The organism is Flavobacterium notoginsengisoli (assembly GCF_014207905.1).
GTDB classification, from domain to species: Bacteria; Bacteroidota; Bacteroidia; order Flavobacteriales; family Flavobacteriaceae; genus Flavobacterium; species Flavobacterium notoginsengisoli_A.
Window position 1 is genome coordinate 444,731 of the sequence record NZ_JACHLB010000001.1, and the last position, 21,737, is coordinate 466,467.

17 protein-coding genes are annotated in these 21,737 nt (G+C 35.1%); 9 read left to right on the forward strand and 8 right to left on the reverse strand.

What is annotated here, in order from left to right; genetic code table 11:
- Positions 1-13: 13 nt before the first annotated feature.
- Positions 14-1,372: a rhodanese-related sulfurtransferase gene (locus HNP35_RS01885; RefSeq protein WP_184158975.1), complete on the reverse strand. Its 1,359-nt coding sequence runs from the start codon at positions 1,370-1,372 to the stop codon at positions 14-16.
- Between the two features lie 272 nt (positions 1,373-1,644).
- Here HNP35_RS01885 and HNP35_RS01890 point away from each other — a divergent pair, with 272 nt between their 5' ends.
- Genes HNP35_RS01890 through HNP35_RS01900 form a run of 3 tightly spaced genes read left to right on the forward strand, consistent with a single transcriptional unit; the run spans position 1,645 to position 7,316 of the window.
- The gene (locus tag HNP35_RS01890) at positions 1,645-2,802 is read left to right on the forward strand and encodes an efflux RND transporter periplasmic adaptor subunit (RefSeq protein ID WP_184158973.1); all 1,158 of its coding nucleotides are present in this window, start codon (positions 1,645-1,647) and stop codon (positions 2,800-2,802) included.
- A 3-nt stretch (positions 2,803-2,805) separates the two neighbouring features.
- Positions 2,806-5,952, forward strand: a complete 3,147-nt coding sequence (locus HNP35_RS01895) for an efflux RND transporter permease subunit (RefSeq protein WP_184158971.1) — start codon at positions 2,806-2,808, stop codon at positions 5,950-5,952.
- Entirely contained in the window at positions 5,949-7,316 is a 1,368-nt protein-coding gene (locus HNP35_RS01900) for an efflux transporter outer membrane subunit (RefSeq protein ID WP_184158969.1), read from the forward strand. Before HNP35_RS01895 ends, HNP35_RS01900 begins: the two co-directional genes overlap by 4 nt.
- Positions 7,317-7,731: 415 nt before the next feature.
- Here HNP35_RS01900 and HNP35_RS01905 read toward each other — a convergent pair whose 3' ends face one another.
- Entirely contained in the window at positions 7,732-8,142 is a 411-nt protein-coding gene (locus HNP35_RS01905) for a BrxA/BrxB family bacilliredoxin (RefSeq protein ID WP_179003802.1), read from the reverse strand.
- A 151-nt stretch (positions 8,143-8,293) separates the two neighbouring features.
- The gene (locus HNP35_RS01910) at positions 8,294-9,454 is read right to left on the reverse strand and encodes a lycopene cyclase family protein (RefSeq protein WP_184158968.1); all 1,161 of its coding nucleotides are present in this window, start codon (positions 9,452-9,454) and stop codon (positions 8,294-8,296) included.
- 139 nt (positions 9,455-9,593) lie between these two features.
- Here HNP35_RS01910 and HNP35_RS01915 point away from each other — a divergent pair, with 139 nt between their 5' ends.
- The 3 genes from HNP35_RS01915 to HNP35_RS01925 are packed head-to-tail and all read left to right on the forward strand — an operon-like array spanning position 9,594 to position 12,695.
- Positions 9,594-10,412 (forward strand): DUF6492 family protein, encoded by an 819-nt coding sequence (locus tag HNP35_RS01915; protein ID WP_184158966.1) that lies wholly within the window; start codon positions 9,594-9,596, stop codon positions 10,410-10,412.
- A gap of 13 nt (positions 10,413-10,425) precedes the next feature.
- A complete protein-coding gene (locus tag HNP35_RS01920; RefSeq protein WP_184158964.1) occupies positions 10,426-11,502 on the forward strand; it encodes a glycosyltransferase family 4 protein in 1,077 nt (358 codons plus the stop codon).
- Positions 11,503-11,543: 41 nt separating this feature from the next.
- Positions 11,544-12,695: a glycosyltransferase gene (locus HNP35_RS01925; RefSeq protein WP_184158962.1), complete on the forward strand. Its 1,152-nt coding sequence runs from the start codon at positions 11,544-11,546 to the stop codon at positions 12,693-12,695.
- Here the strand turns inward: HNP35_RS01925 and HNP35_RS01930 are convergent.
- The 5 genes from HNP35_RS01930 to HNP35_RS01950 form a co-directional block, all read right to left on the reverse strand.
- Positions 12,675-13,871, reverse strand: coding sequence for a glycosyltransferase (locus HNP35_RS01930; protein ID WP_184158960.1), 1,197 nt, complete (start codon positions 13,869-13,871; stop codon positions 12,675-12,677). The two genes, HNP35_RS01925 and HNP35_RS01930, sit on opposite strands and share 21 nt — an antisense overlap.
- Positions 13,872-14,189: 318 nt before the next feature.
- Entirely contained in the window at positions 14,190-14,660 is a 471-nt protein-coding gene (locus HNP35_RS01935) for a thioredoxin family protein (protein WP_184158958.1), read from the reverse strand.
- Positions 14,661-14,810: 150 nt separating this feature from the next.
- Positions 14,811-17,063, reverse strand: a complete 2,253-nt coding sequence (locus HNP35_RS01940; RefSeq protein WP_184158957.1) for a TonB-dependent receptor — start codon at positions 17,061-17,063, stop codon at positions 14,811-14,813.
- Between the two features lie 185 nt (positions 17,064-17,248).
- Entirely contained in the window at positions 17,249-18,160 is a 912-nt protein-coding gene (locus HNP35_RS01945) for an NAD(P)/FAD-dependent oxidoreductase (protein WP_184158955.1), read from the reverse strand.
- 1 nt (position 18,161) lies between these two features.
- Positions 18,162-18,515 carry a MerC domain-containing protein gene (locus tag HNP35_RS01950; protein WP_184158953.1) on the reverse strand — a complete coding sequence of 118 codons (354 nt, stop codon included), beginning with the start codon at positions 18,513-18,515 and terminating at the stop codon, positions 18,162-18,164.
- 92 nt (positions 18,516-18,607) lie between these two features.
- On the opposite strand from HNP35_RS01950, the gene HNP35_RS01955 reads away from it, so the two are divergent.
- The 3 genes from HNP35_RS01955 (at position 18,608) to HNP35_RS01965 (ending at position 21,712) form a co-directional block, all read left to right on the forward strand.
- A complete protein-coding gene (locus HNP35_RS01955; protein ID WP_068841836.1) occupies positions 18,608-19,000 on the forward strand; it encodes a Fur family transcriptional regulator in 393 nt (130 codons plus the stop codon).
- A 74-nt stretch (positions 19,001-19,074) separates the two neighbouring features.
- Entirely contained in the window at positions 19,075-20,946 is a 1,872-nt protein-coding gene (locus HNP35_RS01960) for an Nramp family divalent metal transporter (RefSeq protein WP_184158951.1), read from the forward strand.
- A 112-nt stretch (positions 20,947-21,058) separates the two neighbouring features.
- Complete coding sequence (locus tag HNP35_RS01965; RefSeq protein WP_184158950.1) at positions 21,059-21,712, forward strand: metal-dependent transcriptional regulator; 654 nt, start codon at positions 21,059-21,061, stop codon at positions 21,710-21,712.
- Positions 21,713-21,737 lie beyond the last annotated feature (25 nt).

The window sequence follows — 21,737 nt, forward strand, 5'->3', positions numbered from 1 at the left end:
CACAATTGATAAACTATTCTAAAATCTTATATACTTTATCAGACAATCTAATTCTGAAAGGAACCTCAAAAGTAACTTTATCACCAATTTTAGCAGTTTGAGTTTCTGCACCGTTAACAATGATTCTATTCAAAACCATTTCCTGATCGCCTGTAGTTGGTCCGGAAATTAAGATTTTATCACCGCTGTTTAACTCTTGGTTTTCGATAGTAAACTGTCCAACTTGCGCTTTTACATAGTAATGCTCGGCTTTTCCAAGAAGTACTTTCTTTACTTTTATTTTCTGACGAATATCCGCTGGTTTTTGTGCTGTCGCTAAAGCAGTCTCCGGCAATTCACCTGAATGTTTGAATTTAAGGTTTTCAGATTTACCTTTTCTGAACACTTTGTTTCCAACTTGTTTACCTGTTCTTAAACGAACCTGATCTACCAAAGGCATGTGGATGATTTCAAGACATTCTGTAGAACAGCAATTTTCCATTGCGGCTTTACAGTCATCGCACTGAATGAACAATAAATGACAGCCATCATTTTCACAATTAGTGTGATTGTCGCAAGGTTTTCCGCATTGGTGGCATTGCGAAATAATATCATCTGTAATTCTTTCGCCCAGACGATTATCAAATACGAAGTTTTTACCAATGAATTTACTTTCCAAACCTTCTTCTTTCAATTGTTTAGCGTAATTAATAATTCCGCCTTCTAATTGATAAACGTTTTTGAAACCTTGGTGTTTGAAATATGCACTCGCTTTTTCACAACGAATTCCTCCAGTACAGTACATTACCAGATTTTTATCGTCTTTGTGATCTTTAAGCTGTTCGTTGATAATTGGTAAACTCTCTCTGAAAGTCTCCACATCTGGAGTAATAGCACCTTTGAAATGTCCAACTTCACTTTCGTAGTGATTTCTAAAATCGACTACAATCGTATTTGGATCATCAAGGATTTCGTTGAATTCTTTGGCCTTTAAGTGAACGCCAATATTAGTAACATCAAAAGTATCATCATTTAAACCGTCGGCAACGATTTTATGACGCACTTTGATCGTCAATTTTAAAAAGGAATGATCGTCTTGTTCTACAGCAACATTCAATCGTATGTCTTTCATGAAATCGTAAACTTCCAGAGTCTCTCTAAAAGCTTCAAAATTTTCGGCAGGAACACTCATCTGAGCATTAATTCCTTCCGTAGCAACATAAATTCTTCCCAATGCATCTAGTGCATTCCAGGCAATGAATAAATCGTTACGAAATTTTTGTGGATCTTGAATTTTGGCATACGCATAGAAAGACAACGTTAGTCGTTGTTTACCAGCATCATCGATCATGATAGCTCTTTCTTCTGCGCTTAAAGTGTTATACAGTTGCATGCTATAAACAGTTTTAAGTTAAGAATAAATTAATTATGAATCTATAAGATGGAATAAATTCGGGCGCAAAGGTAAGTCTTTCTTTTCAATTTTAAAAACAATAAAAATGGCTGACTTTTGAAACCATATAAGGGATATAAGTTCATTTAAATTTAATTGTTTACTAAATTTAAAATCGCAACTTTATTGCATTAACAAAAAACAACCACTGTTTATCAATTCGTTACAAATTTTCCTTAAATTTATGTGGTACAATTTTAACATTTGTGATTATGAATGCTTTAAAACTACCAAAACCAATCCTTCCCCTCTTCTTCCTTTTAACCTTAACTACTATTTCCTGTAAAAAAGAACAACCCAAAGCGCCGCCTCCAATGCAGGCTCCGTTTGTCACGGTCAAAAGTGAAGATGTCCCCATTTACAAAGATTTTGCGGGGCAAACTTTTGGAGATTTAGACATTGAATTAATCGCCAGAGTCGATGGTATCCTGACCGGAATTCATTTTAAAGAAGGCCAAAGAGTCAAAAAGGGCCAACTATTGTATACCATCGACCCGTTAGAATATGATACCAAAGTAGAGCAAGTTCGCGGACAAGTGGCTGGCGCACAAAGTAATTTGGTAAACGCAGAAGAAGAACTAAAAAGAATTCGCCCACTTGCTGATATGAATGCCGTAAGTAAACGGGAACTGGATGCCGCTGTCGCGAAAGACAAAGCTGCACGTTCTAACTTAAACAGCGTTCAGGCCAGTTTAAGAAATCAGCAGATTGAACGAAGCTATTGTGATATTAAATCTCCGATTGATGGCGTTATCGGACTTTCGAATGCCAGATTGGGAGACTATATTACCCGAATTGGAAATGATTCTAAACTCAATACCGTTTCCAAACTGGAAAAAGTCAGAGTTCAGTTTACAGTAAGCGAAGCCGACTACCTTCGTTACCAAAAACAAGTCAAAGCGGGAGAACGTATTACCGATCTTTCTTTAATTCTTTCAGACGGAAGCACACATCCATACAAAGGTTCTTTAAATTTCTCCGACACCAAAATAGATCCCACAACTGGAACTGTAACTATTGAAGCACAGTTTCCAAATCCCGACGGTACTTTACGCTCGGGACAATTTGCAAAAGTCCGTGTTTTAATTCGTACCCAAAAAGATGCTATCGTTGTACCGCAAAAAGCCGTAACTGAAATTCAGGGGCTTTTTCAGGTTTCCATCATAGACAATAAAAATACTATTCAAACCCGAATGGTCGAAGTCGGTCAGAAAATTGGTGTCGACTGGATTATTACCAAAGGCTTAAAACCCGACGAAAAAGTAGCCATTATTGGGAATCAGTTTATTCAGCCCGGATCGACAGTTGTTCCGGTTCCTTATGTTGCCGACAAAGATAAAAAGCAGATTGCATCATCTCTAAACAACTAGATTATGGATAATTTCTTTGTACGCAGACCAATCGTAGCTATTGTTCTCTCCATTTTCATTGTTTTAATTGGAGGTCTTTCTGTCCTTTCGACTCCTATCGCCCAATATCCTGAAATTGCACCGCCTTTGGTACAAGTTTCAACAAGTTATCGTGGTGCAAATGCTCTAAACGTTGAGCAAGCTGTCGCCACGCCAATCGAACAAAAGGTAAACGGAGTTGAAAACATGCTTTACATGCAATCTACCAACACAGGTGATGGGAGTATGACGTTAAATATTACTTTCGATATGGGAACCGATCTGGATAACGCCACCATGCTGACACAGAACCGTGTTAACGAAGCAACCAACAAACTTCCAAACGACGTTAAGACGACGGGAGTTACGACCAAAAAGTCGCTCTCCATGCCCATGCTGATTTTGTCTTTGTATTCTCCTAACAAAACTTTCGACGGAAACTTCCTGACCAATTATGCCAACATCAACATTGTAGATGCCTTGGCACGTATAAAAGGAGTTGGAGAAGTTACCCTTTACGGAGGAAGTAATTATGCAATGCGAATTTGGGTCAAGCCCGATATCATGGCGAAATACAATTTGACTGTTCCTGATATTATAAGATCGATTCAGGATCAAAATGCTATTGCGCCCGGAGGAAAATTTGGTGCTCCGCCAGCAACTGAAAATAATGAGTTTACTTATAACGTAATGCTGAAAGACCGTTTGGTCAATCCAGAAGATTTTGAAAACATTATTTTAAAATCGAATATCAGCAATCAACAGGTTCGTTTAAAAGATATTGGAACGGTAACTTTAGGAACCGAAAGTTATGCTTCGATTGCCAAATTAAACGGAAATCCTGCCGGAACAATCGGAATCAAACAAATGCCAGGTTCGAATGCACTCGAAGTTGCCGAAAATGTAAAAAATACGATTGAAAGACTCAGCAAAAGATTTCCGCAGGATTTAAAATACCGAGTTTCATTAGATACGACTCTCGCCATTTCTGAGGGAATCAACGAAATCATGCATACTTTGGTAGAAGCGATTATTCTGGTAATTATCGTGGTTTTTATCTTTCTCCAAAACTGGCGTGCGACTTTAATTCCGCTTTTGACTGTTCCCGTATCGCTGATTGGGGTTTTTATGCTTTTTCCGTTACTCGGATTTTCCATAAATGTACTTTCCCTTTTAGGATTAGTTCTTGCGATTGGAATTGTCGTCGACGATGCCATTGTGGTGGTTGAAGCCGTAATGCATCATATCGAACAGGGAATGTCGCCTCGGGAAGCAACGAATCAGGCAATGAAAGAAGTTTCTGGACCTGTAATTGCGATTGCAATTGTATTAACCGCCGTATTTATTCCGGTAGCTTTGACACCCGGAATCACGGGAAGATTGTACCAGCAATTTGCAATTACCATTGCTATATCGGTGATTTTCTCTGCATTAAGTGCTTTAACTTTAAGTCCGGCTTTATGTTCTCTTTTACTAAAACCCAATCAGGAAGCAAAAGGCTGGCTCGGAAAATTCTTTGGATGGTTTAATAAAAAATTTGGAGCTTTCACTAACAGATACACTGGATTTTCTGGTTTTCTAATTAAAAAAACTGCCCGAAGTTTGATTTTCATCGGAATTGTCGTTGGGGCGATTATTCTTTTGGGAGGAAAAATTCCGGGCGGTTTTGTACCCGAAGAAGATCAGGGATATATGTTTGTGAATATTGAACTTCCCGGTGCATCTTCTTTAGAAAGAACAGGAAAAGTGATTCAGAAAGTAGAACATATTTTATCGCAGAATCAGGGTGTTGAATATTATACTTCGGTTGCCGGATTCAGTTTAATCAAAAACTCCGTTGCCACCAATAACGGATTTTTCTTTGTCGCCTTAAAAGAATGGAAAGAACGTGAACAAGATGTTTTTCAAATTCTAAAAGAAGTCAACGGAAAAGTGGTTTTCGGAATTCCCGAAGCTACTGTCTTTGCCTTTGGCCCTCCGCCTATTACCGGAATTGGAAATGCCGCCGGATTCTCAATGATGCTTCAGGATCGGGAAGGAAATACGCCAGAGTATCTTTTTGCAAATGCACAGCAATTTATGGCCGAAGCCAAAAAGAGACCCGAAATTGGAACGATTCGAACGACATTTAATCCGAATGTGCCACAGATTAGTCTGGACATCGATCGGGAAAAAGTAACCGAACTCAATCTTTCTTTATCTGATGTCAATCTCGCCATTGGAGCTAGTTTAGGAGGACAATATATTAATGAATTCAACAAATTTGGGCGACAGTATATCGTACTGCTTCAGGCTGATCCAAGTTATACTGTAAATCCCGAAGATATCAATAAGATATTTGTTCGGAGCAAAGACAACAAAATGATTCCGATCACAAGTATAGCCACAATCCGAAAAGTGAGCGGACCAGAATTTACAACTCGTTTCAATTTGTACCGTGCTGCCGAAATTGGCGGTACTCCTGCTCCCGGATTTACTTCGGCGCAAGCCATGACTGCTTTACAGGAAACTGCTGAAAAAGTGTTGCCCGCAGGTATGGGGTATGAATGGGCGAACATGAGTTATCAGGAAAAACAAGCCGAAGGAAAAGGAAATACCGTTTTCCTGATGGCATTGCTTTTTGTGTTTTTAATTCTCGCCGCACAATATGAAAGCTGGAAACTGCCTTTCAGTGTTTTACTCGGAACGCCTTTTGCTGTTTTTGGAGCTTTTCTTGGTCTATACATCTGTCGCTTGCTGAGTCCCGATTATGTAAACAACGTTTTTGCCCAGATCGGATTGGTAATGCTTATTGGACTGGCGGCGAAAAATGCGATTCTGATTGTAGAATTTGCCAAAGAGGAATACGAAAAAGGAATGCCTGCAAAAGATGCAGCTTTGTATGCCGCAAAACTGCGCTTCCGCCCTATTTTGATGACTGCTTTTGCTTTCATTTTGGGAGTTGTTCCTTTATTGACTGCAACTGGTGCCGGAGCTCAAGCTAGAAAAGTTATGGGAATGACCGTATTCAGCGGAATGCTGGTGGCGACCATTCTAGGTGTTTGTTTAATTCCAGTGTTGTTTGTTTTTATTGAAACATTCGGAAAGAAAAAAACCGAGGAAACCGATGAACCTAAAACAGAAAAACAATGAAAACCCTAAAGATATTTTTAGCGCTCTTTTTGATAGCTGTTTTTCCTTACGGATGTATGGTCGGACCAAAATATACCCAACCAGAACAGCCTCAGGCAGATTCGTTTCGATATAGCAACCAACCTGCTGATACTACAAAATCGGTTACGACTATAAAATGGTCAACGATTTTTAATGATGATGTTTTAATTGGTTTAATCGAAAAAGGAATCCAGAACAATTATGATCTTAAAATTGCTATTGCTCGTTTAGAACAAGTTCAGGCGAATCTCGGAATGGCAAAAGCCGATTTATATCCATCTTTTCAGTATTCTGGTCAGGTTAATACTGCGCAGACTTTTCAATGGCCTTCAGCGGCATTAGCCAATATGTCTTGGGAATTGGATTTTTGGGGAAAATACCGCCACCAGAAAATAGCATTGCAGAATGAACTTTTAGCTACCGACGAAGCCCGAAAGGTAATTTTATCCAACATCGTGAGCAATATTGCTATTTCTTACTTCGAATTGCGTGACTTTGACAATCAATTGGAAATCACTGTTCATACTTTAGAATCAAGACAAAAAGCATACGATATAATCAACGAACGTTTTATAAGCGGTTATGTTGCCGAATTGGATAAAGTACAAATCGAACAGCAGGTTGCTATTGCCGAAGCGAATATTCCGTTAATCAAAAGACAGATTACGGCTTTAGAAAATGCTATTTCGGTTTTGATTGGACAAGTTCCGCAAGCTATTCCGAGAGGAAAAACCAATAGTGAATTATTGATTTTGACTGAATTTCCAAATTCAGTTCCTTCTGCTTTGTTAGAAAACAGACCCGATGTCAAACGTCAGGAATATTTATATAAAGCGGCTTTTGAAAGAATCGGTGTTGCGCAGGCGATGCGATATCCGTCTTTCAATATTTCGGCAATCGCAGGTTTTACCAACATTATGGTTAATGATTTATTTAATGATGGTTCTTATATCCAAAATGTTGGCGGCGGAATTACCGGACCAATTTTCAATTTTGGAAAAAACAAACGCCGTGTGGATTACAACCGAAAATTGGCCGAAGAAATGAAGTTCAATTTTCAAAAAACGTATTTAACTGCTATTGCAGAAGTGGAAAACTCACTTCAAAACACAGCGATGTACAAAGAAGAATGGACCGCCAGAAACCGACAAGTCGTAGCCGCTCAAAAAAACTATGATTTATCGAATGCGAGATATTATAACGGTTATGTTTCATACCTTGAAGTTTTGGACGCGCAAAGATCTTTGTTTGAAGCGCAATTAAGCCTTTCGCAATTAACTCAGAAACAATTGAGTTCTATGGTTCAGTTGTATAAAGCGCTTGGCGGAGGGTGGAGTTTTTAGTTTTGAGGTTCTAAGGTTCTGAGATGCTGAGATGCTGAGGTTCTAAGGTTTCTCAGCATATTTAATAAAAGCTTGGCTTTTTTGATTTTTCACATCATGCAATCATTCCGTAGGAATGTTTCGTCGGTAGAAAAAAAAATGGTGATCGTCCACATTTACGTTCCGTAGGAACGTTTGATATTATTGGATTCATTAAAAACGATGTCAAAACCAGACGTTCCTACGGAACGTAAATCGCAACAATACAATTTTTTCTACCGACGAGATGTTCCTACGGAACATACATAAATTAAAAAAGAGGTGTTTCAAAATGAAACACCTCTTTTTTAATCTTTGTACCTCTGTATCTTTGACACTTTGAACCTAAAAAAACCTTAGAATCTTAGCATCTCAGAACCTTAGCCTCTTAAAAAAATTAACAAAACTCGTTAAACGCATCTTGCAAATTCTCAGCGATTAATTCAGCTGGACGTCCTTCGATGTGGTGACGCTCTAACATGTGAACCAATTCTCCGTTTTTGAACAAAGCCATAGATGGCGATGATGGAGGAAAAGGAAACATATGTTGTCTTGCAGCATCAACAGCTTCTTTGTCAACACCAGCGAAAACTGTAATAAGGTGATCTGGTTTTTTAGCTCCTTCTAAACTCATTTTTGCTCCCGGACGTGCATTTCTTGCAGCACAACCGCAAACAGAGTTTACAACAACTAAAGTGGTACCTTCAGCTTTGATAGCATTCTCAACAGCTTCAGCACTATGTAAATCTTGAAAACCTGCAGCTGTTAATTCAGCTTCCATTGGTTTTACCATGTCTAGTGGATACATATTCTTGTCTTTTAAATTTTACTTTTGAACCGCAAAGTTACGAAGTTTACTCGCAACTAGTTAATTTGAAGTATAAAGTTTTGTTATAGTTCTATTGATTTAGTCGAAAGTAGGAAAGTTATAAAATAAAAAGCCTTAATTAAGACTCTTTTTACTTAAATATCACTCGAAATAAAGCCTTTAAAAAAGGTATCGTTGGACATTTTAAAATCACCTTTAAATCTTCAATGAAGTTAGTTTCTTCGTCTAAAAACTTAAAAATTAAATCAGGACTTCCTTTCTTGAATAACGAAGAAAAAATAGAACTTCCCAATTCATTATTTTTATGGAGAATATCCAAAAGCAATAAATCGTAAAACCAAAATCGGCTTTTTTGATGAAAATCTTTCATTCTGAGATTTTCGTTTTGAAGAAATTCAATTAACTGTGAAGATTTTTTATCTGAGTTTTTAAAAGTATAACCTGTGCTAGCTTTTGTCCATCCGCCGGCAGTTCCAATATTCAAGACTCTTTTGGTGTTCTTTTTCCAAAAAGGATAACATGTCATGGGAATGCTTCCTTGCTCTTTTTCCAGAATTTCAAATTGATTTGCCCCAAGTTTTTGTAGATAAAGTTCAATTTCGCTTTCATATTCTTCTTTGGAAAGCAGTTTTTCTGAGAACAAAGTATATTCTACCAAAGCTTCGGTTTTAGAAGTTGGCAAAACATACATAAATCTGGTATTTCCCTTTTGTTCTACCGAAAAATCCATAAATGTGGCTTGCTCTGGATTAAAAACTTCTTTTTCAGATTTTACAAACCAACCGATGAAGTGCTGTTGCAAAATTGGATATTTCGTTTGACTTTCGGCCAAAGCCTTAGTATAAATACTGTTGAAAAGATAATCTGAAGTATATCTGTTTTCTTCAGTTCCAACAAAAACGTGAGTTTCGAGTTCGTTAATGTCCGTTACTTTTTCATTCAAAAAAGTAATATTTGGATGTTTCGCAATTGCTTCAAAAACAAAATTATAAAAATCAATTCCTCTAATTTGATTGTATTCATAAGGATTCAACTCCAAATTACGTTTAAAACTTTCGTTGGCAAACAAAGCAAAATCCCATTTTTTTGAAACAATAGAATTCCAAACCGACTCTTTTTTTTCCCAAAAACACCAAGTTCTGTCGTTGATTTTCTTTAAATCCTGATCTAACAACAAAATAGATTTGTCTGCAAATTTTTCAGATAAAGTCATTTTGTAGACCGTCATCAAAGAAGCCAGTCCAGTTCCAGTAAAAATGTAATCGAAATGTTGGATTTGCGAAGAATTCATTCTCAAAAATAATGAAAAATTATTTCCATAGTTTTTCCAGAACTAATTTAAACCTTGCAAATAATTTATTATTCTTTTTGGACGTTAGTTTAAATAATCAATTAATTTTACTCTTTTTTCTAAAAACATTCCCTCAGCTATGCACAAGTTAATTCTTTTCATTAAAACTTATCAACCTGATTTTGAAAGAGCTTACAAACTTTTAGATTCTATCGATGATTTTAATAAAGATAATATACCTGTAGTTATTTCTGTAAACGATGAACATTTTGATCTTTTAAAATCAGATTGTTTTGAGAAATATACTGTTTACAAGGATTCTGATATAACTAAAACTACTATTACCGAAGGCTGGAGGTATCAGCAAATTATAAAATGTAATGTGCACAAACTTAATATTTGCGAAAATTATGTTGCCATAGATTCTGATTCTCTTTTTATAAAGGATTTTTACATTTCCGATTTTATGTTTGATGAAAATACGCCTTACACCATCATGCAGGAATCGAAGGATTTACTGGAAATGACTGAAAGACTTAAAATGGATTCTAAAACTATTTTCTTTAAAAGAGCATTAAGAGACGCCCGTCCGTTTTTTGGCAATAAGGGCAAGGAATGGGATTACGGCCCTTCACCCTATATTTGGAATTGCAATGTTTGGCGACATTTTAATGAGGTATTTCTAAAAGAGTTAAATACAGATTTTGATGCATTTTTTAGTCAAATAGACCAAAAGAGTTATTCTCCGAGCGATTGTGTCATTTATGGCGAATATTTATTGAAAACCAGATTGATTGATATTCTTCCGATTGGAAGTCTTTTTAAAGTGTATCATTACAAAAAACAATATAAAATCGAGAGAAAACAGCTAAATATTGAGCAATTACGCAATATTTATCTTGGAGTAATTTATCAGAGCAATTGGCAGAAAGAGAAAAAAAAGTGGTTTTTATTCTAAAGAATTTCTTCAAATGAAAAAAACGAGCAAAGTCTATTTGGTATTTCTCAACGGAAAATCTAATGCCGGTGGAGCCGAACGCATGGTTCATTATCTTGACGAATATCTTAAAAGCAGAGAAATCCAGACTCAAATCATCGATGAGGATTTCCTAAAAAACACCTTTGTTGGAAAATTATACTGGAAATTATTTAATCGCAGACACTTTGAAAAACGTAGAGCTAAATATATCGCTCGATTTATCACTGCATACCTGTGGTTAAATTATCGCCCAAATAAAATCGTAATCAGCAATGGAGAGCCAACGGCTTATTATCCTACGGATTATGTTATTTCGCATGGCTGTTTTCATAAAATGGAATTGGATTATGGCAGAAAAGATTCCAAATTCAGCAGAGTTGCAAAATTACAAATGATTGCATGCAGAAATGCCAGGAAAATAATAGCCGTAGAATCGAACGTCAAGAATGATCTTATAAAATATTACGGTATAAATAAAGACAAAATCACCGTTGTTCCGAATTGTATTGACAGGAATAATTTCTACCCGATTAAGAAACAAACAACCGATTTTAAAACAATAGCATACATCGGAAGATTGGAATACGGAAAAGGTATTGCCGAATTACAAGAATTGGCAAAACTTGTCGAAATGCAACACGACTGGAAACTGCTCATTACCTGTAATAATTCTTCAAACACAGAGCTTTTTACAAACCTCAACAAAACTCAGGTTTTGGTTGGACTAACAATTGATACGATTAATGAATTAGCCTATTCAAAAGCCGATATTATTTTTTATCCTTCCTATTCTGAAAGTTTTGGAATGGTAACAATCGAAGCTCTTGCCTGCGGAAAGCCAATTGCAGGAAATGCAGTTGGAGTTTTACCTAAATTGGTTGAGGAAAAACAGCCTGGCGCTTATTTACTTCCAAAACTAATAAACGAGGATATTTTCCGTTTTTTTGATAATTGTATTGAGGATTCAAACAAATTCAGTCCTGAAGAAATTCACCAACAAGCCATGAAAAAGTTTAGTATTGAATCTTATTTTGAGCAAATGGATCAACAATTCTTCAAAACCAATTAATTTCTAAAACTATTTTATTCTAAAAAAAGTCATTTTTATCTATGAAAATTTTATACTTCTATCCTGAAAATCCTCTTCATAAAACTCAAGGCAACAACGCCAGAGCTTTGGCATTGCTGGAATATTTTAAAGATCGAAAAATTGAAGTTGATTTTGTTGGAGTAGCTACAACCGTATTTACTTCAGAAGAAATAGATAATCTTAAAAACGAAAAGCTAATTTCTAATGGTTATTTACTTCCCATTTTTATTAGAAAGAAAAACAAATTAAAGTACTTCTTCTACCAGTCTCTTCCGAATAAAATTACTCGAAAAATTGGTCTGTTTGACAGAACCCGAATAGGACATTACGATGCTTTTAATGCTATTTTAAAAGCAAATGAATACGATGTTGTCTTAATTTCCTATGTCTATTGGTCAAAATTAGTCAAAAACGGTTTGAATCTTAAAAATGCAAAACTGATGATTGACACACATGATTTTTTAACTTCTCAATTTCAAAAAGAAAAGAAATTCCGTTTAGGCAGATTCTTTCAGAAAGAAATCGAAATCTTAAGTTCATTTGATAACGTTTTTGTTATCTCGCCTGAAGAAAAATATGTTTTCTCCCAATTTATCAATAAAGAAATTACTTTGGTAACACATGCATTACCGCAAAACAGTAGTTCTAAAACCGCACCTCAATACGACTTAGTTTATGTTGCCAGCAATAATGAACACAATATCAAATCTGCAAAATGGTTTTTTGATGCTGTGTATCCTTTATTATCAAAATCAATAAAGATTGCTGTGATTGGAAAAATTGGCGGTTATATTGGCGAATTTGACAATGTCGAAAAAATTCCTTTTGTTGAAGATTTAAACTCCGTATATCAGCAATCTAAAATTGCGATCTGTCCGATGTTAAGCGGAACTGGTGTTAAAATCAAAGTAATCGAAGCTTTATCTTTTGGACTTCCGGTAGTTTGCAATGAAAGAGGTGTAGACGGATTATTAAATAAAACAAACAATGGATGTTTGGTTTCTAATGATCCAGACGAATTTGCAAATTACATCAAGAAATTATTAACCGATGAGGATTTCTATACCAAAATTAGCACGGAAGCCACCTCATTCTTTAACAGTTATCATAGTCTTGATGCAAATTACAAATTGTTGGATACTGTATTTTCACTAAAGGTTATCAATTCTTGAAAAAGTAGATTCTAAAGCCCGCATAGAAAACGGTTCAAGACTTTTTTCAGAACTTTGCTGTAATTTAAGCCAAAGAGCTTTATTATGGTACAACTCCATTATAGACGATGCGAATTCCTCTGTAGTATTACAAATCAAAGCATTTTTTTGATGCGTTAATTGCATTCCTTCCGCACCTACAGAAGACGTTATAACGGGCAGATAATATTCAAAAGCCTGCCCTATTTTTCCCTTTACTCCGGCTCCGTAGCGTAAAGGTGCTATCATTATTTTATTTTCTGTAAAAAGACGGTTTATATCTGAAACATATCCATGAAAGATAAATCTTGGGTCAGAAATATTCTTAATCTTTTCATTTACATTACCCACAATATTCACTCTTGCTTCTGGATTATGCTGCCAGACAATTGGCATAATTTCATTATATAAATAATAAACAGCATCGACATTCGGCTCGTGTTTTGAGCCTATAAATAATATATCTTTTCGATTTTCAAAAGGCAGCGCTTCTTCTTTTTTAATTTTCTGATAATGAATATTCGAAATGGTAATCAGTTTTTTATTATCAATATATTTCGCCATAATTTCTTTCTCAATATCAGAAATAGTGACAACATAATCTGCATTTTGAGCCAGTTTGGTTTCAATATTGAAGAATCTAATATAATTTTTTGTGAGTGAAATTCTCGTCGGATCAATTTTAATAGCCCTTTTGTAACGAAGAAAATGAATATCAACCATATCAAAAATAGATATCGCATCTGGAAGAGATTTTCTTAGTTTCTTAAAATTATACTTTAAACTTCTTGCTCCGTGATACCATAAAAAATCAACTTTTGGAATTTTTTTTACAAAATCAAAATAATTCTGATACTGACTGGTTTCTACATAAACAATGACCCCCAAATCATTAAACCCTTTAACATATGGGTTATCTCTAAATGTATTTTTTGAGCAAATAATACAATTATAATCTTTATTTTTAAAAAGCATAATAATCTCCCTTAGTCTATTAGAACCAGAATCTAAATCTAATGATGGTAGATTAATATCAAAAAAAACAATCGTTCTCTTATCCAAATCATAAGTTTCGTAGTTTGGAATAGATTGATCGATTTGATTCTTGATTATCTTTTTTCTTCTATAATAAGTTTTAATGTTTTTAAATATCCCCATATCTATTCTGTTTTGTCCCTATTTCTTACAAGTCTGACTATAAATTATAGATAACCAAAAATGGATTTGGTTGCGTTTCTTTAAAAAAAAATGCTTTTTATTTTAAACTAAAACTCAATTTGTTTTTTCTTTATTATTCTAAAACTCTTAAAGTTATAAAAATAAAATCAAAAAAAAATCATAACTAACTGTTTTTCAATACGTTTTATCATAATGATTAAACGTACGATGTAAACATTTTTAAAAATGATTATTCTAAAAAAAACTTTAATAAAAATTACAGGAAGAATAATATTATCGGGAAAAAACAATTTAATACTACTTTGACTTAAGCAGTTTCTCTAGCAAAAACTGAAAATCTTTTGGAGACAAATAGCTCGAATACTGAAAGATTATTTCATTCTTCTCATTCAAAACACACAAAACTGGATAGACAATTTGATTATTGGTTGTTCCAAGCTGTAAAGCGAGCTCATGAACTCCAACATTATTTCCTGATGGAAGATATTTAAAGGTTTGTTTATGGAAGATTATATCTCGTTTTTCTTCGGCATTAAAATCAATAAAATAGAAATCTGAATTAAGCTTATCCATGATTTCTTTGTCTTTGAAAGTGGTGGTTTTCATTCTTTGACAAAACTGACACCAATCGGTATGAATAAAAACAATGATTTTTCGCTTTTGAATTTGCTGTAAGCTATCTATTTCTTCAAAAGAATGGCTTTTCAGCTGACCAAAACCTGTTGCTGAAATCCCGAAGAAGAAAATGAATAGAATTAGCTTTTTCATTATTTTTTGTGTTTTGCCACAGATTGTATTGAATTTGTCAGGCTGAGCGAAGTCGAAGCACTCGTCCTATTGGAGCGCCCTTCGACTTCGCTCAGGGTGACAATCCAAAAACAATCGTTTTAATCCATAAAATCTGTGGCTAATAAATTCTTACCTCAAAGTATATCGCAATCCCAAAAACCCACGAATCGTTTGATTCTGTCCGTAAACATAAGTTGTGTCAAAAGTCAAACCGTACGGATTATCAGGCGTAACCATTACTTTTCCGTTTGTATCGTATTGTACATTTTTATCAAAAGGATCGTTGGTTCTTGAAATCAAAAACGGATTATTTTGTTTTGGTGTAAAGTTCAGTAAGTTTTTAACTCCGCCATATAATTCAAAGTTCTTCCATCCCGTAAAGGTAAACTGAATATTCTGAATGCTGTACCAAGGCGAATTTGGATTTCTCGGATCATATTCATTCAGTAAAGGCAATTTCATCGGACTATAAACATTTCCTGTATAATCCAACAATAAATTCCAAGGCTCTATTTTATATGAAATGCTCCAGGTTCCCGTGAATCTTTCGGTTAAAAAAGGTCTTTCTGAAATTCCGTCTTCCACATTTTTATTGTCCAAAACTGTTGCTCCAAGAATAAACTTCAAACCATTCGTAAAGTTTAAATCTACATTGGTGCTAATTCCTTGACTGATTGCGTAACCATCAATATTATCATAAATAATTTTATTTGGATCTGTTTCGTAATCTGAAATAATCTTATTACTGAATCTGGTATAAAAAGCTGTTGTTTCTATTCCCATAAAAGTTCCGTTTCCAAAGTTGATCTTCTGAATATAATTCAAATTCACATTTACCGATTTCTCGGGTTTCAAATCATTTTCTATAACAACATCTCTAGAGCCAGTCAAAGCGGCGTGATCTTCAGTAAAAAGATTAACGACTCTAAACCCTGTTCCTGCATTCAGCCTGAAAATCGTGTTTTCATTGGCTTTGAAACGATAAGCAAATCTCGGCGTAAATATTGAACCATGAATGGAGTTATAATCGTATCTCGCTCCCAGCAAAACCTGACTTTTTGGAGAAAAGGTTATTTCGTCCTGAACAAAAATTCCCGGAAGCCAGGTTTTTTCAGCTTCATTTGTTGCAGGCGTGTTATCATCATAATAAGTATATCGGCTTGCAATTCCTGCTAATAAATCATTTCGACCTATTTTTTTATCCCAAGTCAATTGCAGAAAACCTATTTTTTGATTGGCGATGTACGAAGTTGTTCCATAACGGCTGTCCTGATAATGCACGTTTCCTGAAAACGAAAGCATCAGTTTTTCTTCGAATGGCAATTGGTAACTTCCAATTAATTCAGCTCTTTTCGTATAAATGCTTTCGCCATAAATTTCATCTCCGCCACGGTATTTTTTCTCCCAACGAATGTCTCCTCCCCAGCGGTCTTCATACATTCCGCGTGCTGCAATAGTAAAAAGGCGATTATGATTTCGCTGAAAACTCCATTTATTAAAAACCGAAACACGGTCAGAAAGCGTTACATCTGTAAAATTGTCGTTATCCTTATCAATAACCTGATCGTAATTGAAATAATTGATTCCCAAAAGAGAAGTCGCTTTTTTGCCAACATTGAACTTCATTCCCAAATCAAGATTGTTTTCCAAATAAGTTGTGGTAAAATAATCAGCAGAAAACACTGGTGCATTTGTCGGATTCTTGGTAATAATATTGATTAAACCTCCAACCGCTTCACTTCCGTAAAGAGACGAAGCCGGACCTTTTACGATTTCAATTCGTTCCACTAAAGAATTCGGAATTCCAGATAAACCATAAACCGTCGAAAGGCTGCTTACAATTGGCATTCCATCAATCATAACCAATGTATAAGGTCCTTCCAAACCATTAATATGAATATCTCCCGTATTACAAACCCCGCAATTCAACTGCGGACGAACGCCATTTATGTTTTGCAATGCATCATAAATACTCGGTGTTGGATTTTTTTTGAAGAAAACCGGAGAATAAACCTCAACCGGAACGGCACTTTCTAAACGTTTTACAGGTTTTAAAGTTCCTGAAACCACTACTTCATTAAGTTCGTTCTGATCTTCTTTTAATTCAAAATCCAGATTGAGATCCTGATTTTCTAAAACTGTTATTTTCTGGGTCAAAGTTTTGAATCCTGTCGAGGTTACTGCAATTTTATATGTTCCTACTGGAATATTTTCTAATTGATAATGTCCAATAGAATCTGCTTGAGTTTTAAAGTTTGTGTTTAATAAACGAATGTCAATTTCCTGCACAACAGGACTATCTGTAGTTATTTTTCCTGTAATGTTTTGTGAATATATAGATTTAGATGTTATTATTAATATTGTCAAAAATAAATATTTCATTGTTTTAAAATTAAATTTAGACAAAACTAAAAATTAAATTTGACAAACAATGATTCTAGAAACAAAAATTTTCAAACGGATTGAATTCAATATGTTAGATTTTTTTTTTATTTAAAACCATATAAGTTATACAAGAAAATTAAGCCAAGCTTTAAATGAACTTATATAACTTATATGGTTTATTTTCACTTCGTGTAATCTTCGTCGATAAGTTCTTTATTGATAACCGCTCCCGCGAAAGAACCAGTAGAAACCGCAATCGCAACAGATCGCATTGGAGTTGTACAATCACCGCTTGCGAAAACTCCTGATACATTTGTCTTTTGCATGGCATCAACTTTTATTAAACTTTGTTCGTTGAGTTCACAGCCTAAAGCTTCAGGAATTGGACAATGCTGTTCAAAAGGCGGTTTGGCATAAACAGCTTTTACCTCAACTTTTTGCTGATTTTTGAAAACTATATTCTGAATATATCCGTCTTGATGTTCAAAAGATTCTATTTCATCTTCAAAAATCTGAACACCATGATTTTCTAAAGTTTTGGTTTGTTCCAAATTCAGTTCTGATTTTCCATTGGTGCATAATCTAAGATCTTTTGTCCAGTTCGAGATCAGTTTAGCGTATTCGAAACCCATTTCACCATTGGCAATAATGGCGGTTTTTTCGTTTTTAACTTCATAACCGTGACAGTACGGACAATGTAAAACTGAAATTCCCCAGCATTCTGCAAAACCTTTAATTTCTGGAATTAAATCTTTAACTCCTGTTGCAAACAATACTTTTCTGGAAATAAAAACCTCTCCTGATGCTGTAGTTACTTCAAATCTATTTTCTTTCTTAACCGCTTTTACAGCAAGTCCATTGTAGAAATGAACTGTTTTATAAAAATCAACTTGTAATTTGGCTTTCGCCGAAATCACTGCAGGTTTTTCACCGTCATGTGTAATGAAATTATGAGAATGCGGTGTCTGTCTGTTGCAAGGCAGACCGCTGTCGATAACCAAAACCTGGCGCAGAGAACGCCCTAAACTCATTGCTGCGGATAATCCACTGTAGCTTCCGCCGATGATAATTACTTCAAAATTTTGCTGTTCCATATTAATCATGTTTCTTTTTGTGTAATTTGTAATTAATTAAATGTCCAATGATCATTCCGATGCCGCCAAAATAAATCAGATCCAGATGAATCTCCAGAAATAAATCTGCCAAAATACTAATCCAGATTAGGCTCATGGAAACAATCAAAATCGATGAAACCAAAAGAGTTGATTTTTTCGTAATTTTGACAATTGCAAACAAACCTATTGAAGCAAATAGTAAATCGATAATTGGATTGTGACTCAGCCCTAAAGGAAGAATCGTTAAAAGTGGAAAAATCAAACAATGTACGAGGCAAATCGTTGCGCTTGAAATTCCTAAAATATCGTAAAAGGGTGTTGTTAATTTCTTCATTTTGTGTACTTTTACTTAATGCAATTTTGTTGCAAATATACAGATTAAATTCAAATGCAACATTGTTGCGTTAATTTTTTTAATTTATAAAAATGAAAACAACACGTAATACTACCGCGAAAACAGCTGTATTAGAGGTATTTGAGAATTCTAAAACGGCATTATCACATACCGAGATTCAAAAACAATTGAACGATGTCTGCGATCGCGTGACCATTTATAGAATTTTAGATCGTTTGGTTAACGATGATATTATCCACAAAATTTCCAATCTAGACGGAACGGTAAAATATGCAAAATGCAATCATTCGCATCAGCGCGTGCACATTCACAATCATGCACACTTCAGCTGTGAGAACTGTCATGAAATTACCTGTCTTGAAAATGTAAAGCCAAGTTATATTATGCCGCACAACTATAAAGTAAACGAAATAAACTTTACATTATCAGGATTGTGTCCAAAATGTTTGAATTCTAACATATAAATTTTAGACTCGCCTAAAAATATTGTTCCGCGAATATCATTTTTCTATATATTTGTGAAAACAATACATTTACAATGAGTAAATCTTTAGAAGAAGTCTACGAATCGGTTTCTACAGAACATAAAAAAACAGGATTCAGGAAAATATTAGCCTTTTTAGGTCCAGCCTATTTAGTAAGTGTCGGTTATATGGATCCAGGAAACTGGGCAACAGATATTGCCGGCGGAAGCCAATTCGGTTATACTTTGGTTTGGGTTTTATTAATGAGCAACTTAATGGCACTCCTTTTACAGAGTTTAAGTGCCCGTCTCGGAATTGTAACGCAGCGTGATTTAGCGCAGGCTTCCCGAGAAACCTATTCAAAATACATCAACTACATTTTATACTTTCTAGCCGAAATTGCCATTGCTGCCTGTGATTTGGCCGAAGTACTCGGAATGGCAATCGGGATTAACCTGCTTTTCGGAATTCCGCTTTTTGAAGGTGTTTTGATTACGGTCTTAGATACTTTTATTTTATTGTTCTTAATCAATAAAGGAATTCGAAAAATGGAAGCTTTTATTATTGCTTTGGTTGCGATAATTGGTTTTTCATTCATTTTTGAAATGATTTTCGCAGAACCGGAAGTTTCTAAAATTATTGCAGGATTGGTGCCTTCTATTCCAAATTCTGCCGCTTTATACATCGCAATCGGAATTATCGGAGCAACGGTAATGCCTCACAACCTTTACTTACACTCCTCTTTGGTGCAAACCAGAAAATTCGACAGAAGTCCAGCAGGAATCAAACAAGCATTAAAATACAATTTTATCGATTCTACTATCGCGCTAAATCTGGCATTCTTTGTCAATGCAGCAATTTTAATTCTTGCTGCTGCAACATTCCACAAAAACGGAATGTTTGAAGTTGCCGAAATTCAGGATGCTCACAAGTTTCTCGAGCCGCTTTTAGGAAATAAATGGGCGCCAATTTTATTTGCCGTCGCTCTGATTGCCGCAGGACAAAGTTCAACGGTGACCGGAACACTTGCAGGACAAATTGTTATGGAGGGCTATTTACATTTAAGGATTCAGCCTTGGGTTCGTAGAATTATAACACGTTTAATTGCCATTGTTCCTGCTTTGATTGTGATTTGGATTTATGGCGAAGACGTTACTGGAAAGCTTTTAATTTTGAGTCAGGTCATTTTAAGCCTTCAATTAGGTTTTGCCATCATTCCGTTAATTCATTTCGTAAGTGATAAATCGAAAATGAATGGTTTTCATATTTCGAGAACTACTCAAGTTGTTTCATGGATAATTGCTTTGATTATTGTTTCACTAAATGCCAAATTGGTTTATGATGAAATCACTTCGTGGCTTGAAAGCTCAAATCATCCATTAATTCTATGGTTTACGGTTATACCGCTTGCTTTTGGATTCTTAGGTTTATTATTATACATTGTATTTAAACCATTTATTGCCAAAGCGAAATCTAAAAAAGTTATTAATCATTCGCCACACAATCTAAAACTTCATTTTACGCCCAAGGAAAGTAAAAGCATTAAAAATATTGCTGTTTCTGTAGATTTTTCCAGTGCCGACGAAGCGGCTTTAAACAAAGCCTTCGAATTGGGTGGCATCGACACCGAATATACGCTCATTCACATTGTAGAAACGGTTGGAGCATTAATGTACGGCATTCACGTCCACGATCATGAAACTACGATTGACGAGAAATTATTGCTGAAATACAAAGAAATGCTTTCAGAAAAAGGATTTAATATCGAAACCGAACTTGGTTTTGGAAAACCAGCTAAGATAATTCCAGAAATCATAAACAGCGGTAATTTCGACATTCTCGTAATGGGAACACACGGCCACACCGGACTAAAAGATATTCTTTTCGGCACAACGGTAGACAAATTGAGACATAAAATTTCAATACCTTTGTTGATAGTAAAATAGTTGCTAAGGTTCTAAGATACTAAGATTCTGAGATTTTCTTTTGGATTCTTTAAACTTAGAACCTTAGCATCTTAGAACCTTAGAACCTTAGAACCTTAGAACCTCAAAAAAAATGACCTTTTCAGAAGAAAACTACCTTAAATCGATCTATCACTTAACCGCTGCTTTGGAAACGGAAGTGAGTACCAATGCTATTGCTGAAATTATGGAAACGAAAGCTTCCTCGGTTACAGATATGCTTAAAAAACTGGCGGAGAAAGATTTGGTGAATTATAAAAAATACCAAGGAGTTTCTTTGACTGAAAATGGAAAACTGGCAGCCAAAATGATTGTGAGAAAACATCGTTTATGGGAAGTTTTTTTGGTAGAAAAATTAAATTTCAGCTGGGATGAAGTTCATGATATTGCAGAACAGCTTGAACATATCAAGTCGGAACAGCTGATTAACCGTTTGGATGATTTTCTTGGAAATCCAACCGAAGATCCGCATGGAGATCCAATTCCAGATGCGAACGGCCGAATTATTAAGATTGAAAAACACTTGCTTTCTGAATTATCAGATAATCAAACCGGAGTTTGTGTTGGTGTAAAAGATACTTCTTCGGAGTTCTTGAAATATCTAGACAAACAGGGAATTGCTTTGGGTTCTAAAATTGAATTTATTTCCAAAGAATCTTTCGATTTATCGGTTAAAATTAAAGTGAATGATAGAGAATTATCTATTTCAAATAAAATTGCCTCTAACCTATTTGTAAAACTGGTTTAAAACAAAAAATCCCAAAACTCAAGTT

Excerpts from the sequence above, each read along its gene's own strand:
- HNP35_RS01945 (WP_184158955.1), bottom strand. The coding sequence starts at position 18,160 with ATGGAACAGCAAAATTTTGAAGTAATTATCATCGGCGGAAGCTACAGT.
- HNP35_RS01955 (WP_068841836.1), top strand. The coding sequence starts at position 18,608 with ATGAAAACAACACGTAATACTACCGCGAAAACAGCTGTATTAGAGGTA.
- HNP35_RS01925 (WP_184158962.1), top strand. The coding sequence starts at position 11,544 with ATGAAAATTTTATACTTCTATCCTGAAAATCCTCTTCATAAAACTCAA.
- HNP35_RS01910 (WP_184158968.1), bottom strand. The coding sequence starts at position 9,454 with ATGAATTCTTCGCAAATCCAACATTTCGATTACATTTTTACTGGAACT.
- HNP35_RS01905 (WP_179003802.1), bottom strand. The coding sequence starts at position 8,142 with ATGTATCCACTAGACATGGTAAAACCAATGGAAGCTGAATTAACAGCT.
- HNP35_RS01895 (WP_184158971.1), top strand. The coding sequence starts at position 2,806 with ATGGATAATTTCTTTGTACGCAGACCAATCGTAGCTATTGTTCTCTCC.
- HNP35_RS01940 (WP_184158957.1), bottom strand. The coding sequence starts at position 17,063 with ATGAAATATTTATTTTTGACAATATTAATAATAACATCTAAATCTATA.
- HNP35_RS01915 (WP_184158966.1), top strand. The coding sequence starts at position 9,594 with ATGCACAAGTTAATTCTTTTCATTAAAACTTATCAACCTGATTTTGAA.
- HNP35_RS01920 (WP_184158964.1), top strand. The coding sequence starts at position 10,426 with ATGAAAAAAACGAGCAAAGTCTATTTGGTATTTCTCAACGGAAAATCT.
- HNP35_RS01930 (WP_184158960.1), bottom strand. The coding sequence starts at position 13,871 with ATGGGGATATTTAAAAACATTAAAACTTATTATAGAAGAAAAAAGATA.
- HNP35_RS01960 (WP_184158951.1), top strand. The coding sequence starts at position 19,075 with ATGAGTAAATCTTTAGAAGAAGTCTACGAATCGGTTTCTACAGAACAT.
- HNP35_RS01935 (WP_184158958.1), bottom strand. The coding sequence starts at position 14,660 with ATGAAAAAGCTAATTCTATTCATTTTCTTCTTCGGGATTTCAGCAACA.
- HNP35_RS01965 (WP_184158950.1), top strand. The coding sequence starts at position 21,059 with ATGACCTTTTCAGAAGAAAACTACCTTAAATCGATCTATCACTTAACC.
- HNP35_RS01885 (WP_184158975.1), bottom strand. The coding sequence starts at position 1,372 with ATGCAACTGTATAACACTTTAAGCGCAGAAGAAAGAGCTATCATGATC.
- HNP35_RS01890 (WP_184158973.1), top strand. The coding sequence starts at position 1,645 with ATGAATGCTTTAAAACTACCAAAACCAATCCTTCCCCTCTTCTTCCTT.
- HNP35_RS01950 (WP_184158953.1), bottom strand. The coding sequence starts at position 18,515 with ATGAAGAAATTAACAACACCCTTTTACGATATTTTAGGAATTTCAAGC.
- HNP35_RS01900 (WP_184158969.1), top strand. The coding sequence starts at position 5,949 with ATGAAAACCCTAAAGATATTTTTAGCGCTCTTTTTGATAGCTGTTTTT.